Origin of the sequence: Bartonella sp. CL436QHHD, from assembly GCF_042195105.1 — a bacterium.
Taxonomy (GTDB): Bacteria; Pseudomonadota; Alphaproteobacteria; order Rhizobiales; family Rhizobiaceae; genus Bartonella.
The window spans coordinates 1-19,763 of record NZ_JBHINR010000032.1 but is presented as its reverse complement, the minus strand read 5'-3'; the positions used below and the strand labels follow the sequence as shown (position 1 = coordinate 19,763).

Here is a 19,763-nt window from a genome sequence, read left to right as displayed (position 1 = left end):
AAATCAATATATTGTTCTGATTAAAAATAAAGCAGTTCATAAAAAGAACGACGGGTAGCAATACAAACAAAATTGATTCAAAAAGAAGCTAATATAGTGTCATTCCTGAAATATTTGTTGGTTGAGGGAAAAGATACTGACAACAGTGAAAATACAATGACGATGTTTTGTTCCTATAGAAGGGTAACAGACATATACGCGAGAAGAACGAAAGATCATTTATAGCACTTTTGTCTTTTTATGAAGAGGACAAGATGAGCACGTTGGAACTTTTTACAGAGCGTGCATCATTATATTAAGAAAGATTTCTTTCAAAGATATGCATTATATATTGAAACAGATTATCTAGCAACAAAGCGTGAGATTATCATGATAATCGTTATCTATTACATTGTGCTATAAGTTAAAAAAATCATAAATTTGTGTTTATAAGAACAGCTATTTTATTGAGAAGTATTTTTACAAATTTATAAAAAATTATTTTTTACACTCTTGCCATTTTGCTGATGCGCTTTATTTGAAAAGTAGAATTGCTCTTTAGTGAAACTATTTTGTTAAGAGATAAACCGCAGTATTTTTAAATGGAGATTACGGTATATTTTCAAAGTCTTGTGTTTTTATTGATTTTTTAGCTTGAATCCCTCTAGCTAAAAGGGTTGGGGACTTTTCTAGATTTGATGTTGTTGCAGAGATTTAGGGCGATGTCGTAAAGATAGCGGTATCGTAGGGGGGAGTTTTGTCTTGATTTATTGGTTTTTGAAGTGCGCAAACAAGGGTTTTGCCGTGTGTGTTTTCGCACATTGTAATGATGTTGAACTCTGTTGGAGGAGGTTCTTATGAAAAAAAAATATTCCACACCAAATTTAATTAAAGTTGTCTCTCTTAGTACGGTAATGGCGACACTCTTATCGAGTGTTTCGCCTGTTTTTGCTGCCAACTTTGCATTCGTAGGAGGAAATAATAATAGCACAAGTCTTGCCGGCGTTTCATATGCACATGGTAGTCATGGGAGTGTTGTGTTGGCTGGTGATGATGATTTCTGTGGTGCAGACAACGTTATTGGTCGTGGCGGTAAGCAACAGCAGGGAATTGCTGATAATCAACGAATAACTGCAGAAGATCAATATAATAGATTTATCAATGGTTACACTGGGACAAACGGGCGTAATGCTTATGGTACGACCACTCAACAGGTTACTTGGCAGAGTGATGGGACTCTGACCAACAATGCTACTTATATGGGAATAGCTACTGGAGGGGTTTCAAGTGCTATGCCTGAGGCTTATGGTGTTTATTCTTTTGCTACTGGCTGTGGTTCTGCTGCAACGGGTAATTATTCAACCGTTTTTGGTGCAGGTGCGACAGCAAAGGCAGGGGGTGCGCAAGCCTTTGGTGTTTCCGCACTTGCAAGTGGTATAGCAAGTGTTGCTATGGGTGTGGGATCAGAAGCATCGGGGGAATCTACGGTTGCTATCGGTGGACTTGCAACCGCATTAGGTGAAAATAGCATTGCTGTGGGGACGAAGGCAAGAGCAGAAAAGAATTTTGCGATTGCTTTAGGAACAGATGCTGAAGCTAAAGGTTCAGGTTCTATTGCAATAGGGGGCAGGCGCTCTGACAGAACTGAAGAATCTGCTCCTAAAAGAAAAGTAATAGCGGAGGGTGAAAATGCGATTGCTATAGGGTCGCATACATACGCTAAAACAGAAGATTCCGTTGCGATTGGAGCAAATGCACAGGTACTTGTTAATGATGGTGTTGCTATCGGTGGTGGTTCTGTCTCTGATAGAAACAAAGGTGTTAAGGGGTATGACCCTTACCTTAATGGTGATACGACAGAAACCGGTATGGCATGGGTAAGTACAACAGGGGCTTTTAGTGTTGGTGAAGTTGGTGGTACTGGTAATGGTAACCTAACACGACAAATTACTGGGGTCGCTGCTGGAAGTAGAGATACCGATGCGGTAAACGTAGCACAGCTAAAAGCTATGAAAGATGTCATAGCAGGGGGGGGAGGCTGGAAACTTTCTGCTAACGATAAAGATCCGACAGATGTGCATACAGGCAATACCGTAGATTTTTCAGTGAAAAGTAAAAACGATGAAGGAAAAGACAATTTAACGGTTGCAAAAAACACTGAAGCGAATAAGCATAAAATTGAGTTTACTTTGAACGATCATCTTAAGTTGATGCAAGTCACTACCGGTCAAAGTTCTATGAGTGATGATGGTTTTTTTGTGGATGGCGGTGAAAACAGTTCACGTATGACTGTTGATGGCTTTTATGTTAATGATGGAAAAGGCCCAAGTATGTCTGTGGATGGTATTGATGCTGGCTATACAAACATTAGAAATCTGTTAGATGCGACTGAAGATGGTGAGGCAGTGAATTTTGGGCAGTTGAAAGAATATGTAAAAAAGAACGGGGGCGGCTGGAAGCTTGCTGTTGAAGAGAACCAGGCTTTAGATATTAATCCAGGCAACACAGTTCATTTTTTTGCTGTTGAGGCTGAAGATACTGGTCACAAAAATATAAAAATTGCAAATACAAATGGGAAAAACGTCTCTTTTGATTTAGCTGATGATATTAATGTAATGACTGTCAAAACAGGAAAAAGCATTATGGATGCTGCTGGCTTTAGATTTGACGGTGATGAGGGGCCGAGCATAACTGTTAATGGTATTGATGCTGGCAATAAAAAGATTACAAAAGTAGCTAAGGCAGAAGACGATACTGATGCTGTAAATTATGAACAGTTGAAAGAAGTAAAAATACTTGCAGAAAATGGCTGGAAACTTTCTGTTGATGGGAACAATGCTACAGATGTTAAAGCTGGGAGTAAAGTAGATCTTGTTGCGGGTGCGAGTGAGGATGGAAGCAAAAATATCAAAATTGCAAAAGACAATAATAATAGAGTTACATTTACTTTGAATGATACTCTTAATCTCACGAGTGTCACGACAGGCAACAGCATTATGAGCGATAATGGCTTTGGGTTTGTTGATGGGGGACCAAGCATAACTACGAATGGTATTGATGCTGGTGATAAAAAGATTACAGGAGTAGCGGCAGGGGAAGATGATGCCGATGCAGTAAGTTATAAGCAGTTAAAAGACTTTACAGCAGGGATGGCAACAGGCTGGAAGCTTTCTGTCAATGGTGAGGGAGCTACAGATGTTAAAGCTGGTAGTACGGTGAATTTTGTTGCAGTTAAGCAGAAAGACGATGATAATAATGAGAGTGAGAACACAAATATAAAAATTGTCAAAAGTGAAGACAATCAAGTATCCTTTGATTTAAGCGAATATATTAAAGTTGGTCGTGTAGAAACAGGGGATAGCAGAATGAGTAATGCCGGTTTCATGATCAAGGATGGTCCAAACATGACCAAGGGTGGCATTAATGCTGCAAAGACACAAATTAAAGGAGTCGCAGATGGTAGCGATGAGCATGATGCTGTTAATCTTTCACAATTATATAAAATGAAGTTTGAGATAGAAGACAATAGTCTTGTTAAATGGAGTAAAAGTAAAAATTTAATTACCATTGGTGCCGAAAAAGAAGGTATTGAAATCAAAGTTGCGAACTCTGAAGGCAAGGATCGAATTATTTCTGGTGTTGCAGTTGGAAAGGTCAGTTCCGATTCAACAGAAGCAATAAATGGCCATCAGCTTTTCAATTATGCTGCGAATATATCAGAATATTTTGGTGGTGAGACAAATGTGATTGATGGTATAAAACCAACTTTTATGGTTCAGAATACAAAACATAGTAATGTAACTGATGCTTTTAAAGATATCGATAGCTCTATCACAGATATTTATAGTCAGATTAACAATGTAACAAGTAATAATCTTGTTAAATGGGATGAGGGCGAAAAGCTTATTACCATTGGTAAAGAAAAAGGCGGTACGAAAATTAATATCACAGGTACTGATGGAGGTCGAACCATTACGGGTGTGAAAAATGGTGAAATTTCCAAAGACTCCATGGAAGCCGTAAATGGTAGTCAGATTAATACAATAGCTGGAGATATTGCAAATTATTTTGGTGGTAATGCAAAATTTATTAACGGTGCTTTTGTTAAACCGAGATATAATTTAACTACTATTGAAGCAGATGGTACAGTAAAACAGAAAGAACATAATGATGTTGGATCGGCTTTGTCAGGGCTTGATACAAATATCAGGATTGTTAATGCAAATTTGATCAGTGGGTTTAATGATGTTGCTAAATATTTTGGTGGTGGCGCTGGATATGATGAAAATGGAGAATGGCATGCTCCTACTTTCCAAGTTTATCATATCGGCGATAATGGTGCCGTCTCTAAGAAGCCTTATCAAAACGTTGCTGATGCTTTTGAAGGTGTGAACAATACTTTCACAAATATTCACAATCAAATCTCTGATATAACAAAAAATAGCCTTGTGAAGCAGGAGGGAGAAGACGGTCTTATTACTGTTGGTAAAGAAACCGGTGGTACAAAAATAAGTATTGCAAATAAAGATAATCAAGAGAGAACACTTTTCGGTATAAAAGATGGAGAAATCTCTCAAGCATCAAAAGAAGCAGTAAATGGTTCACAGCTCTTCAAGGTTGCTGAAAATACATCGAAATATTTTGGTGGCAGTACAGATGTACTTTCCGGTATAGAACCAACTTTCCTTATTGATGGAACGGCATATGATAATGTTACAGATGCGTTTACGGGTGTAAATATTTCTATCCATAAAATTGATGATAAGATTTCTGATGTGATAAAAAATAGTCTTGTTAAGCAAGATGGAGGTGCATCAGGTGTTATTACTATTGGTAAGGATACCGCTGGTACTGAGATCAATATTGCAGGTGTTGGTGGTTCAGGACGTAAAATTTCTGGCGTGCGGGAGGCAGAAAATGGCGATGAAGCTGTTAACAAAGACCAACTTGATAAAAGCATAAAGGATATTACGAAAGATATTGAGACAGCAACTGCAGCTGCGGTTCTCTACGATAAGAATGGCGATGATAGTGTTAATTACGGTAGTGTAACTTTGGGTGGCAATAAGAGTAATGGGCCAGTTGCTCTTCATAACGTAAAAGATGGCAGCCTTTCTCAAGATTCTCATGATGCAATCAATGGTAGTCAGATTAATAAAATATCAGCAGATATTGCAAAGTTTTTTGGTGGTGGTGCAAAGTTTATTGACGGTGCTTTTAAAGGGCTGAAATATACTGTATCCGCTATTGTAGATGGTGTGGTAGGTAAGGCTAATTTTTACAATGTTGGTGATGCTTTAACAGGTCTTGATAAAAATGTTCAAGATGTGAATCAACGCTTAACGAATGTATCCAATGAGTTTAATCAGAAAATTGAAGATTTCTCTAAAGATGCTTTACTGTGGGATGATGATGAAGAAGCATTTGTGGCACGTCATGAAAAAGATGGGCAGAAAACAAAGAGCAAATTGAAGTATCTTTTGGATGGTGAGATTGCTCAAGGTTCAACAGATGCCATTACGGGCAACCAACTTTATTCCATGAATAACCAGCTTGCTAATTATTTCGGTGGCGGTGCTAAATATGAGAATGGCAAATGGACAAATCCTACTTTTAAGATTGTTCAAGTCAATGCTGATGGTACGACTGTTGAGAAAGAGCACCATAATGTCGCTGATGCTTTTGGTGATATTAATAATGGGATGTCAAATATTAACAACCGTATTGATGATGTCATCAACAAGGTCGATACAGATGCTTTAAAGTGGAATGATAAAGAAAAAGCCTATGATGCTAATCGTGATGGTAAGCCGAATAAAATTATCAATGTAGCTGATGGTAAAATTGTAAAAGGTTCGAAAGATGCGGTCAATGGTGGACAACTTTGGGAAACTAATGAACGTGTCACTGGTGTTGAAAAAGATGTGAAGCATCTTACCAACAGAGTTGATAATATTTCAAATACGATTGCTGATATTGGTGATGTAGTTCTCAATATTGATACAAAAGTTGATAACATCAATAATAGAGTTGACGGTATTGAAGAGGACGCTGTTCGTTATGACAGAGATGCAAACGGCAAAAAGACCAATAAAATCACATTAGCGGGTGGTGATGCCAGTGAACCTGTTTTGATTGATAATGTAGCTGATGGTAAAATTGAGAAGGGATCAAAAGAAGCTGTAAATGGTGGTCAACTCCATGACTATACTAAAGAACAGATGAAGATTATTCTTGATGAATCCAAGCACTACACAGATCAACGGGTTAATAATATTGTGATTGATGCGATTGATGATGCTGTTGATCAGTCTAAACAATATACAGATATGAAGTTTAACGTTTTAAACTACAGTATTGAGAGTGTGAAAAAAGAGGCAAGACAAGCAGCGGCTATTGGTCTTGCGGTGTCTAACTTACGCTACAATGATACACCTGGAAAATTAAGCGTTGGATTTGGTACTGGTTTATGGCGTAGTCAATCTGCATTTGCCTTTGGTGCAGGTTACACCTCAGAAAATGGAAAATACCGCTCTAACATATCCGCAACAACTTCTGGAGGTCACTGGGGTGTAGGTGCGGGATTCAATATGACATTGAACTGATAATAAACAAAATACATAAAAATTCCTTTTCACCCCTGTCTCATGAGGCAGGGGTGAATTGTTGTTACGTATGTAAAAATTATATATAAATTGATAAGCGCTATAACGACAAATACAGGTTTAAAAAACAGAAAAAACCTATACACTTTCAACAAAATGAACTTCTTATTTCAAAATAAGATAATAAATTTTTCCATAAATTATAAGTTCATTATTTTTTCTTTAATTTTTAAATCTGAAAAATCTGTAGCGCTTTACAGATAGAAAAAAACTTTCGCTCTACTACAAATCTATTAAAAAGTTTTCTACTAAGATAAAAGTACACATTCAAATGTATTTCAACTTTACTGGAAGAAGTTATAAAACAATCCACTAAATTAACTCTAACCCTTGCAAAAAACAAACAATAAGTTTAAAAGTTAAAAAAACTAATTACCACAAAGAAATTTACTTTCTTAGGAAATGTAAAAGAGCAAAACACATTAACCATAAAAGCTAAAAACACAACTTCTCTATCTTTGCAGTCCGGTACTAAATTTTTGAATACGTTTAGAAAAACCAAATTTAGGAAACTTTATAGCGTTTAAATGTGTCTTTTTTGTGTTTATAGTTATTTCTTTCATTGGGGAGTTCATTATGAAAAAATTATATACAAAATTAGCAGGGAGCAATTTAAAATTTTCCCGTTTTCCTTTTATTAAAGTCCTATCCTTGACTTCAATAGCTGCACTTTTAGCCAGTATTTCCCCTGTTTTTTCGAATGATCTTGATTCAGGAGAAGAGATTTCTTCAAACATAAGGAATACTGCTGAGATATATCCACAAAGTATTGTCTCTGTTTATGATAGCTATAACAGTGATTTGGATTCTTCTAGTGCATCACAGGAAAATTATTTAACAGCGCTGAATGTTTCTTTGACATCCAAGGTAAGTGCTGCTGATGACTATGCAAATTTTTTAACCAAAACTCTTACTGGTGTGAGCGATTATAGTCCTATAGTGAATGTTTTGGTAAAATCCAGCGATTCGATACGTTCAATTGATATGAATGCTGGAAGTGAAAAAATAACAAGAGCAGCTTTAACTCCAAGTGTTGTAAAGGGAGATCAGATAACTAGGAATAAGAGTTTTGGTAATCCTTTGGGTAATCCTCTTGTCTATGGTGAACGAGCTCAGGGAGAATCTCATGATGCTATTGTTTACGGGCAGGTAGCGCAGACGAAGGCTGACCAAGGGATTGCAATCGGCTTAACTGCTTTAGCCGGTAGGAGTAGAGATACTAAAAATAGCATTGCAATCGGTTCTTCTCTAACCGATAGTTATGATGAAAAACAGAGAACAGTTTCATTCGGTGATTTTTCAATAGCCTTCGGTAGTAAAGCACATAGTTATGCAAATGAAGCGATTGCTATGGGGTACAATGCATATGCACAGGAGCAGGCGCTGCAGGGAATTGCTATAGGCGCTAGCTCTAATGTGACGGTTGCGGCAGGTGTTGCTCTAGGAAGCGATTCTGTAGCTGATAGGGCTGCTGGTGAGCTTGGCTACACTTCTTTGTTGCAGGGGTCTGCAACAAACGTTGAGGCGCAATGGAAAAGTACGCGGGGCTCAGTTAGTGTTGGTGATTATAGTAAGGGTATAACCAGACAAATTACAGGCGTAGCTGCTGGTTCTAATATTACCGATGCAGTGAACCTTAAACAGTTGCAGGACTTAGAACAAGTTGTAAGACAAAACGGTTGGAAATTCTCTGTTGGAGATAAAAATGCTACAACTGTTCTTATGGATAGCGCGGTAGATTTTTCCGCTGGAAGTAGCAACCTAAATATTACAAAGGGCGAAGATGACAATAAAGTAAAGTTTGATCTGGCTCAAGACATTGCACTGGAGAGCGTAAAGGCAGGTAAAAATACCTTCGATGCTACGGGCTTAGTAATTACTGATGGTCCGAAAATAATCATTTCTGGGATAGATGCTGGGGGTAAAAAGATTACAGGAGTGTCGGATGGCACTGGAGCGAACGATGCAGTTAATTTTTCACAGTTAAGCAAAACCAATGAGGGTCTTTCGTCCACAGCGAGAAATCTGGAAACGGCTATGGCGAATACATCAAAATATTTTGGTGGAGGTGCAGGAGTTGCTGGTTCTGACATGACGGGACCAACTTATGACTTATCCAAGATTGATACAAAGGGTAATATAACAGAGGGCTCTTTTAAAGATGTTGGGAGTGCATTTACTGGTCTTGATACAAATATCAAGAATGTGAATGCACGGATTAAAGAAGTTTCTGAAGGAGTAGCACAGGATTCTTTGTTATGGAATGATGAAGCCAATGCCTTTGTAGCGCGTCATGAAAAGAGAAAAGAAGAAAAAGGCAGGGCTGTAAGAACACAAGAAAACAGTAGAATTACGTTTCTAGAAAGTGGTGAGATTACCCAAAACTCAACAGATGCAGTAAATGGTGGTCAGCTCTATACAATGGGTAACACGCTTGCATCCTATTTTGGTGGTGGTGCTGGTTATGATGAAGAGGGCAAATGGAAAGCACCGGATTTCAAGATCAAGCAGTTTGGTGAGGATGGTACTTCTTTTGACAAGAATTATCAGAATGTAGCGGATGCACTTTCCGGTGTTGGTACTTCTATCACAAATGTTCAGAATAAATTGACTGAACAGGTTAATAATGTGATTACCAAAGTGGAAAGCGAAAGCTTTATTCAGCAAGATAAGACAACGAGTCGTCTCACTATTGGTGCAAAAGTAGGTGGCGCAGAAATCAATATTGCAAATGAAAGCGGTGCGGATCGGATAATTTCTGGTGTTGGGGAAGCAAAGAACAATAATGACGCTGTTAACAAAAGCCAGCTTGATAGCAATATCAAGAATGTCAATGATAATGTAACAAATAAGTTTAGCGAACTTACTAAAAACATAACGAATATTACTCAGCAAGTTAAAGGTGATGCTTTGTTATGGAACGATAAAGCTAATGCCTTTGTAGCACGTCATGAAAAGAAGCAAGAAGAAAAAGGCAGAGCTGTCAGGACACAAGAAAACAGTAGAATTACGTTTCTTTTAGATGGTGTTGTTTCTAAAGATTCAACGGATGCTGTCACGGGTGGTCAGCTTTATTCGCTGAACGAACAACTTGCAACCTATTTTGGTGGAGGTGCAGGTTATGATGAGCAAGGACAATGGAAAGCTCCAAGTTTTAAGGTTAAGACAGTTAAGGATGATGGTAAATCTGAAGAGATAGACTATGGCAATGTGACGGATGCTTTGGCTGGAGTTGGTAATTCTTTCACAAATATTAGAAATGAGATTAGCAAAGAGATTAATAATGAGATTGCCAATGTGAAAGGTGATAGCCTTGTTAAGAAAGATCAAGCAACCAAATTTATCACTATTGGTAAAGAAGTAGAAGGCAGTGAAATCAATATCGCTAATAGTAGCAAAGCAGATCGAACTCTTTCTGGTGTGAAGGCAGCAACACAAAATAATGAAGCGGTTAATAAAGGTCAGCTTGATGAAAGTTTAAAGAAGCTTTCTAACAGTCTTCAGTCTGATGATTCAGCCGTTGTTCACTACGATAAAAAAGAGGGTGATAATAACACTATAAATTATGCGAGTGTGACTTTAGGAAAAGGTGCAAATTCTGCTGCTGTAGCACTTCACAATGTTGCTGATGGTCAGATTGCCAAGGGTTCACATGATACAGTCACGGGTGGACAGCTTCATATCATCACAGATGATTTCTCAAAAATTTTAGGTGGAGATGTATCCTTTGATGGAAAAAACTTTAAAGTACCAGGGTATAAATTATCGAATATTGATGAAAAAGGTGTTGTAACAGATAAACCGCATACCGATGTTGGTTCTGCCTTTAAAGGACTTGATGATAATATCAAGAATGTGAATGCTCGCATTAAGGAAGTCTCAGAAGGAGTTGCACAAGATTCTTTATCTTGGAGCGATGCTGACAAAGCTTTTGTCGCCCAGCATGGGGAAGGTGATGACAGAAAGGCAAGTAAAATCACATCGCTTGCTGTAGGAGATATTACGAAAGAATCGATGGATGCCGTAAATGGTTCTCAACTTTATTCACTGGGCGATAAGGTTGCAAAATATTTTTCTGATGACGCTGAATATAAGGATGGGGAATTGAAAGTTCCTGATTTTAAGCTCAAAATTATCAATGATGATGGCACTGAAGCTGAATCAAGCTATAAGAATGTATCAGATGCATTTTCAGGTGTGGGTAAACTTTTCACAAAGGTTCAAACTGCGATCAGCGATGTAATCAGTAATTTGCTTGTTACGAAAAATGAAGATGTTATCAACATTGGTAAAGGAGTAGAAGGTAGTGAAATCAATATCGCAAACAAGAGTGGTAAGGATAGAACCCTTTCTGGTGTGAAGGCAGCAGAAAAAGCCAATGAAGCTGTGAACAAAGAACAATTTGATAAAGGTTTGAAGGATCTTTCTGATACCCTTCTGTCTGATAGTTCTTCTGTTGTTCTTTACGATAAAACAACAGATAATCAAACTGATTATACAAATGTAACTTTTGGGAAAGGGAAGGATGCTACACCTGTTGCGCTCCATAATGTAGCCGCCGGATCGATTGCGGAAAACTCAACGGATGTTATCAATGGAGGACAGGTTCACATTCTTTCAATGGATATAGCAAAATTGTTGGGTGGAGATGCTGAATTTAAGGGTGGTGCTTTTAAAGGGCCAACTTATAATTTATCCAGTATTGATAAAGGTGGCGAAGTAACAGATAAACCGCATACCGATGTTGGTTCTGCCTTTAAAGGACTTGATGACAATATCAAGAATGTGAACGCTCGCATTAAGGAGGTCTCAGAGGGAGTTGCACAAGATTCTTTATCTTGGAGCGATGGTGACAAAGCTTTTATCGCTCTGCATGGGAAAGGTGATGACAGAAAAGCAAGCAAGATCACATCACTTGCGGCTGGCTCTATAGTATCAGGCTCGAGTGATGCGGTTAATGGCGGACAGATTTATGATCTGAATCAGTCGCTAGCAAAGTATTTTGGTGGTGATGCTAAGTATGATGGTGATGGCTGGGCGCTTCCAGGTTTCAAGATAATGACTTTCCAAGAAGATGGAAGCTTTGAAGAGGAGAATTATGATAGCATTGCAGCCGCGTTTGCCGGTGTAAATAAGGTTTTCAAGAATCTTCATAATGAGATTTCAGACAACATTGAGCAAAATGCGTTGTTGTGGAGTGATGATGCAGGTGCGTTTGTAGCACAGCATGAGAAAGAAGGTAACAAGGAAAACAGCAAGATCACGTTCCTTGCGAAAGGAAAGATATCAGAAGATTCGACGGATGCGATTAATGGTGGTCAGATTTATACACTTCAACAGACATTTGCCTCATATTTTGGTGGAGGAGCTGGTTATGATAAGGAAGGAAACTGGCAAGGACCAAAATTCACTGTTCAGGTCTTTAATAAGGATGGTACGAAAGGTGATAAAGAGGAACGTAATAATGTCTCTGAAGCATTTGATGTTGTTAATGACAGCATGAGCACTATCAACGATCGTATAAAAGAAGTTGAAAAGGGTACCTCTTTGAATAGTCTGAATTGGAATGAAGAAAAAGGAAGTTATGATGCATCTCATGTGGATTCTCAGGGTGTTAAGAGTCCAAGTAAGATTATCAATGTAGCGAATGGTAAGGTAGACAGAGATTCAAAAGAAGCAGTGAATGGAGGACAGCTTTGGGAAACTCAGCAGATGATTACAGATCAGGTCAAGGATATTGAAAATAGAGTTACGGAGGGATCTGTACAATACGATAAAGATAAAGAAACGGGAAAAAAGACCAATAAAGTTAGCTTAGTTGGTGGAGATGAAAGTTCTCCAGTATTAATAGCCAATGTAGCCGATGGAAAGATTGAAAAGGATTCGAAAGAAGCGGTTAATGGCGGTCAATTAAAAGATAAGATGGATTTTGTGCTTGAAAGTGCCAATAAGTATACGGATGAGCAAATTTCTCATCTTGTAAAAGATGGAGTTAGTGGGGCTAATTCGTATACGGATATGAAGTTTTCGACATTAAGTTATGCTGTTGAGGATGTTCGAAAAGAGGCAAGACAAGCAGCAGCTGTTGGTTTAGCGGTAGCTGGTTTACGCTATAGTGATATTCCTGGAAAATTAACAATCGCATTTGGTAGTGGTTTATGGCGTAGTCAATCTGCTTTTGCTTTTGGTGCAGGTTATACTTCAGAGAACGGTGATATTGGTTCCAACTTGTCAATTACCACTTCTGGAGGTCACTGGGGTATAAGTACAGGGGTTAATGTGATACTCAACTAATAAACGACTAAATCCATAAAATTGATTTGCCTTTTTCTTATTTAAGAAAAGGGCAAATTTTTTACTTTCTTCCAGAACTCTCTAAAGCTATTCTAAATGTATAAAACTCCCGTAATTATATAAAATCCGAATATAAAAAGCTTATTACAACTTTTGTTGAGAATAAAAGAGCTTAGTGGTAAAGATTCAAAAAATTGATTGCTATTATTTTGATTTATTAAAATGCTTCAAGCAATGTAAATACGAATATACCCTTTATTAAAAGAAGACAGTTTTAGCTTTTATTTTCGTATAGTTTTAAACGTATGCTTTATAATGCAACGATCTACAGGATATGCAATGTACTCCAAACACAAGTATTGCTTTAGGGTAGTGGAGCGCAAACGGAAAAAGAATGGAGCGTTGCTGTAGGCAATATGGCTCATGCTTTAGAGAAAAGCAGTGTCGCAGTAGGTGGTGAATATAATAAGAAGAGCGAACACGGGGAAAATGATTATACTCTTTCGAAGAGTGATTATTCAACAGTAGTAGGAGCTGTTTCTAAAGCTTTAGAATATGGTTCGATTGCTCTTGGTCACTCCGTGCATATGCATTTGCTCAAGAAGCTATTTCTATGGGCTTCTATTCAAAAGCAAAAGGGGGTGGAAGTATCGCTTTAGGTTCCCATTCTAAAGAAAGTGATGGTTGATGGGAGAGCTATCGGGAACAACTCTGTGTCTGGTAGAGCTGCTGGCGTTTTTGGAGATACGTCTGTTCTGCAAGGACCGGTTAAAAACATCTAATCTCAATGGAAAAGTACGAAAGTTGCAGTAAGTATTGGTGTTCCTAGTAAGAACATAACGCGACAAATTATAGGCGTAGCAGCTGGCGTAGCAGCTGATAGAAAATCTGCCGATGCAGTGAACCTTAGACAGTTGCAAGATTTAGAAGAAGTCGTAAGAAAAAAGGTTGAAAACTGTCTATTTCTGATGAGGCAGCTAAAGATATGGGTGCTAGATAGTGCAATGAATTTTTCACAACTGAAGGGAATAAAAGAACAAGTAGCAGTGAGTATTTTTGTAAAACAGGATACAGCAACGAGACACATTACCATTAGTAAGGATATAGATGGGGCATTTTAGTAAAAAGCTTTCATAAATCCTCTAATGAAATAAAAAAATCTTATTCACGAAAAATAAACTGATGCCTAGCGGATGATCAATAGGCACAACAAAAATTATACCTCTTTCAAAGAGATCAAAGCTAAAAACGACACACAACCTTTAGTAGAAAAATGAAATCTATTCTAATATTAAGTATTTTTTTACCTTCCTCAAATTGATTTTCACGAACCTTCCCCTAATTACCCTTCTAAAGACGCTGTAGAAACAACAGCTTATGTCTTAATTTTATTTATGACCTAAAACACGCTGTAAAAGCAGGAACACGCAAAGGAAATAAGAAAGCTTTAGAGTTCTAGAGCATACCTTTTTTGTGTTTTTAATCTATTATTATGAAGGGGGTATTATGAAAAAATTATATACTACACAAAATCTGCGTGATTTGAGTTTTTCTCGTTCACATCATCGATCATCATTGTTTAAAGTAGCTTCGTTAGGAACTGCGGTGGCATTGTTTTTATCGAATGTTTCTCCTGTTTTTTCAGCAAATCTCGATTTAACAAAAGCATCTCTTGAAAATGTGAAGAATGCTGCCGTGGTTTATCCGCAAAGTACTCTTTCTGCTTATAATGATTATACAAGTGGTATGGGGGGGGATAATTCTGCCATAAATGTTTTAACAGTCGACGGAAGGTCTGTATGGAAAGATGCGCAAAATATCTTTACAGTGGGTGGCGCTGTTATTTTAGATCCAGAGGAATATACGGAAAAGGGGAAAAGTGTAGCTATAGACTCTACAGCGCACGCTTTAGGACTAGGTAATATCGCGATAGATGCCGGATATAATAACCAAGATGATAATAGAGATGCATTCGTAAATGCTTATTCTTTACGAGTGAGGGCTGATGGTGATGAAACTGTTGCTATAGGGTCTGGGCCTGAAACGCGGGCGTATGGAAAGGTTATTCTTGGGGACGGTTCTGGGACTGTCTCAGGTTTTGGCATGGCCGGTTATGATCCTTTCACTAAAGGTTTATCAGGTGATGATAGTCATGTATGGGTAGGTAATGCAGGTATAGCGACTATTGGTAATGATAAAGAGAAGATGGCGCGCCAGCTTGAGGGGGTGGCAGCTGGTACTTATAATACTGATGCTGTGAATGTTGCGCAGTTAAAATCATTACAAAAATACGTAGATCAAGGTTGGAACCTATCCGTTGGGGGTGAAAATGCTAAAGCCGTTGGTATAAAAGATACTGTAGATTTGTCAGCGGCAAGTGGCAACCTTACGATTATAAAAGGTGAGGAAGACAATAATGTAAAATTTGATCTAGCTAAGAATATTACAGTGGAACGAGTTACCGCTGGAAGAAGCTCTATAAGTGATGATGGCATTCTGTTTGCTAATGGGGCTGGTATAACTGTGGATGGTATTGATGCTGGCAATAAGCAGATTACAGGAGTGGCAGCTGGGGAAGAACCTGAGGATGCAGTGAATTTTGCGCAGTTAGGGAAGATTGAGAATACAGTTGAAGGTGTAACTCATAATATATCACAATATTTTGGTGGTGGAGCGGATGTATTTAACGGTAAGGCGCCCAGTTACACTATTCAGGGCAAACCACATAATGGTTTTGAATCTACTTTTAATGCTGTTGATACTTCTATCACGAATATACAAAATCAGATTGCGAATGTGGCAAAAAACAGCCTCGTTAAGCAGGAGGAAAATGAAAGTGCTATCACCATTGGTGAGTCAACAGGTGGCACTGAAATCAATGTTGCAAACAAATCTGGTGAAAATAGGATAATTTCCGGTGTGAAGGCAGCTGTAAATGCTAATGACGCTGTTAATAAAGAACAACTGGATGGGCGTATAGCAGATATTAGTAACAGTATTAATAACATTGAAGAGGGAAGTGCTTTTGCAGTTCTCTACGATAAAAAAGCAGATGGAGCCGTTAATTATAATAGTGTGTCTTTAGGTGGTGATAAGACTACAGCACCGGTTGCTCTCCGTAATGTTAAAGATGGGAAAATTATTGAAAATTCGCATGATGCAATCAATGGTAGTCAGCTTTGGAAGACGAATGATCGTGTTGCAGGTGCTGAAAAGGATATTGTCCATATTAACGATAAGGTTACTAACATATCAGCTACGGTTACTGATCTTGGTGAAGAGGTGTTCAATATTCAGAAAGTGGGTGCTTTTGCAGTTCTCTACGATAAAAAAGCAGATGGAGCCGTTAATTATAATAGTGTGTCTTTAGGTGGTGATAAGACTACGGCACCGGTTGCTCTCCATAATGTTAAAGATGGCATGATTGCGCAAGGATCGCATGATGCAATTAATGGTAGCCAGATTGAAAAAATATCCCGAGATGTAGCAGTCATTTTTGGTGGTGATGCGGAATTTAGCGAAGGTATTTTGTTTGGTCCGCACTATCATTTATCGCAAATTTCTGAAGATGGTGTAGCAATAACTAAGGACCATAATAATGTTGGTGATGCTTTGACAGGGCTTGATGACAATATCAACAATGTGAATAGCCGCTTAACACATGTAGCCAATGAGTTTACTCAGAAAATTGATGGTGTCTCTAAAGATTCTCTGTTGTGGAGTAATAATGAGCAGGCATTTGTAGCACAGCATGGAGCAGACAAAGAAAATAGCAAAATTAAATTTCTTGCCAATGGAGACATTTCTGCTAATTCAACCGATGCGGTAAATGGTTCACAACTTTTTGTTACTAATCAGAATGTTACCACTGTTACGAATAATCTAGCAAAAATTTCTCAAAATACATCTCAATATTTTGGTGGTGGTGCAGATGTATCTAACGGTAAGGCTCCCACTTACACTATTCAGGGTAAGCCACACAATGGTTTTGAATCTACTTTTAATGCTGTTGATGCTTCTATCACGAATATTCAAAATCAGATTACGAATGCGACAAAAAACAGCCTCGTTAAACAAGAAGAAAATGAAGGTACTATCACCATAGGTAAGGCAACAGGTGGTATAGAAATCAATGTTGCAAATAATGCAGGCAACGATAGGACGATTTCTGGTGTGAAGGCAGCTGTAAATGCTAATGAAGCTGTTAACAAAGCCCAGCTTGATAAAAGTATAGAGATGATTTCTAATGATATTAATCTCACAAGTGCTGCTGCAGTTCTCTACGATAAAGAAAACGGTGCCATTAATTATGGTAGCGTAACTTTAGGTGGGGTAGATAACCAAGACCCTGTTGCTCTCCATAATGTTAAAGATGGCATAATTGCGCAAGGATCGCATGATGCAATCAATGGGAACCAAATTAATAAAATATCTGGAGATATAGCAAATTATTTTGGTGGTGGTGCGTCATTCAAGAATGGTACCTTTAAAGGACCAAAATATAGTTTATCTGTTATTGATACAGATGGTCAGATGGCAAAAGCCAACTATTATGACGTTGGGTCAGCTTTGACAGGTCTTGATGCAAATGTGAAGAGTGTGAATACGCATCTGACGAATGTGGTAAACGATGTTAATGAAAAAATCACGAATATTACTCAAGAAGTTAAAGGGGACGCCTTGTTGTGGAACGGTGATGAGCAGGCATTTGTAGCACAGCATGGAGAGGGAAGAACCAATAGCAAAATTAAGTTTCTTGCCAATGGAGACATTTCTGCTAATTCAACCGATGCGGTAAATGGTTCACAACTTTTTGTTACTAATCAGAATGTTACCACTGTTACGAATAATCTAGAAAAAATTTCTCAAAATACATCTCAATATTTTGGTGGTGGTGCAGATGTATCTAACGGTAAGGCTCCCACTTACACTATTCAGGGTAAGCCACATAATGGTTTTGAATCTACTTTTAATGCTGTTGATGCTTCTATCACGAATATTCAAAATCAGATTACGAATGCGACAAAAAATAGCCTCGTTAAGCAGGAAGAGAATGAAGGTGCTATCACCATTGGTGAGTCAACAGGTGGTATAGAAATCAATGTTGCAAACGAATCTGGTGATGCTCGTACAATTTCCGGTGTAAAAGCTGCAGAGTGGAGTGATGAAGCTGTTAACAAAGCCCAGCTTGATAAAAGTATAGAGATGATTTCTAATGATATTAATCTCACAAGAGCTGCTGCAGTTCTCTACGATAAAGAAAATGGTGCCATTAATTATGGTAGCGTAACTTTAGGTGGGGTAGATAACCAAGACCCTGTTGCTCTCCATAATGTTAAAGATGGCATAATTGCGCAAGGATCGCATGATGCAATCAATGGGAACCAAATTAATAAAATATCTGGAGATATAGCAAATTATTTTGGTGGTGATGCTTCATTCGAAAATGGTGCCTTTAAAGGACCAAAATATAGTTTATCTGTTATTGTTGAAGATGGTCAGGTGGCAAAAGCCAATTATCATGACGTTGGCTCAGCTTTGACAGGTCTTGATGCAAATGTGAAGAGTGTGAATACGCATCTGACGAATGTGGTAAACGATGTCAATGAAAAAATCACGAATATTACTCAAGAAGTTAAAGGGGACGCCTTGTTGTGGAACAGTGATGAGCAGGCATTTGTAGCACAGCATGGAGAGGGAAGAACCAATAGCAAAATTAAGTTTCTTGCCAATGGAGATATTTCTGCTAATTCAACCGATGCTATAAATGGTTCGCAACTTTATCTTATGAGCAACCAATTGGCTGCGTATTTTGGTGGTGGCGCTGACTATAATAATGGAGAATGGACTGCTCCTACTTTCAAGATAGCACAATTCAAGGCTGACGGTAGCTCTGGTGAAAAGAAGAATTATCATAACGTTGCCAGTGCTTTTGACGGCGTGAGTGAGAGTATGTCTAAGATAAACGACCGCATTCAAAATGTTGAAAACAATGTCTCGTCTAATGGTTTAAATTGGAATGAGCAGAAAAAAGCTTATGACGCTAGCCATGATGGTCAACCAAGTAAGATTATCAATGTAGCAGATGGTAAAATTGTAGAAGGGTCAAAAGATGCAGTCAATGGCGGACAGCTTTGGGAGACCAACGAACGTATCACTGGCGTTGAAAAAGATATTAAGCATATTGAAAACAGAGTCGACAATATTTCCACTACGGTTACGAATATTGGTGAAACGGTTTTCAATATTGAAGACAGAGTTGATAATATTGAGAACACGGTTAATAATCTTTCTGATGGCGCAGTTAACTATGATAAAGATGGAGAAGGAAACAAAACCAATAGGATCACTTTAGAGGGTGGAGATTCCAGTGAACCTGTTTTAATTGATAATGTTGCGGATGGCCGTATTGAGAAGGACTCGAAAGAAGCTGTGAATGGTGGTCAACTGCATGATTACACTCAGCAACAGATGAAAATTGTTCTCGATGATGCAAAAAAATATACGGATAGTCGGGTGGATAATATTGTTATTAATGCCATTGATGATGCTGTTGATCGGTCTGACCGATATACAGATATGAAGTTTAATATTTTAAGTTATGATATTAAGAGCGTACGGAAAGAGGCAAGGCAAGCAGCCGCCGTTGGTCTAGCAGTATCCAACCTACGTTACTTCGACGAGCCAGGATCTTTGAGTGTCTCATTTGGTAGCGGCACATGGCGTGGACAATCCGCATTTGCCCTTGGTGCTGGTTATACATCTGAAAACGGAAAAATCCGCTCTAATCTCTCTGCCACGAGTGCTGGTGGTCATTGGGGCATA

General features: G+C 38.3%; 4 protein-coding genes and 1 pseudogene. All 5 read left to right on the top strand.

The features are described 5' to 3' along the window. Nucleotides 1–836 precede the first annotated feature (836 nt). Nucleotides 837–6,584, top strand: coding sequence for a Vomp family autotransporter (locus tag ACFIKN_RS03990; RefSeq protein WP_375657948.1), 5,748 nt, complete (start codon nucleotides 837–839; stop codon nucleotides 6,582–6,584). Between the two features lie 636 nt (nucleotides 6,585–7,220). Further along, nucleotides 7,221–12,938: a YadA-like family protein gene (locus ACFIKN_RS03985; protein ID WP_375657946.1), complete on the top strand. Its 5,718-nt coding sequence runs from the start codon at nucleotides 7,221–7,223 to the stop codon at nucleotides 12,936–12,938. 401 nt (nucleotides 12,939–13,339) lie between these two features. Continuing rightward, nucleotides 13,340–13,597: pseudogene (locus ACFIKN_RS03980) on the top strand (hypothetical protein); the annotation flags it as partial. A gap of 156 nt (nucleotides 13,598–13,753) precedes the next feature. Then, nucleotides 13,754–14,059 (top strand): hypothetical protein, encoded by a 306-nt coding sequence (locus ACFIKN_RS03975; RefSeq protein WP_375654307.1) that lies wholly within the window; start codon nucleotides 13,754–13,756, stop codon nucleotides 14,057–14,059. Nucleotides 14,060–14,444: 385 nt separating this feature from the next. Next, nucleotides 14,445–19,763: Vomp family autotransporter (locus ACFIKN_RS03970; RefSeq protein ID WP_375657945.1), on the top strand; the 5,319-nt coding region annotated here is incomplete at its 3' end.